The following is a 411-nucleotide window of genomic DNA, read 5'->3' as shown; positions in this document are numbered from 1 at the left end:
TCCCGCAGCCGCTGGCTGATGACCTGGGTGATGCCGTCGCCGCGCATGCTGACGCCGTACAGGGCGTCGGCGATCTCCATCGACCGCTTCTGGTGGGTGATCATGATCAGCTGGCTGCTGTCGCGCAGCTGCGCGATGAGGGTCAGCAGCCGGCCGAGGTTGACGTCGTCGAGCGCCGCCTCCACCTCGTCCATGATGTAGAACGGCGACGGCCGGGCCCGGAAGATCGCGACCAGCAGCGCCACGGCGGTCAGCGAGCGCTCGCCACCGGACAGCAGCGAGAGCCGCTTGACCTTCTTGCCCGGCGGGCGCGCCTCGACCTCGATGCCGGTGGCGAGCATGTCGTCGGGGTCGGTGAGCACCAGCCGGCCGTCGCCGCCCGGGAATAGCACCGAGAACACGACCTCGAAC

General features: G+C 69.6%; 1 protein-coding gene. It reads right to left on the bottom strand.

The window, feature by feature from the left end; genetic code table 11:
• Window positions 1–411 (bottom strand): AAA family ATPase (locus tag D7V88_RS42410; RefSeq protein WP_147449195.1); only part of this gene is annotated, 411 nt, incomplete at both ends.

Source organism: Corallococcus terminator, assembly GCF_003611635.1.
Classification (GTDB): Bacteria; Myxococcota; Myxococcia; order Myxococcales; family Myxococcaceae; genus Corallococcus; species Corallococcus terminator.
This window is presented reverse-complemented; position numbering and strand designations above follow the sequence as displayed.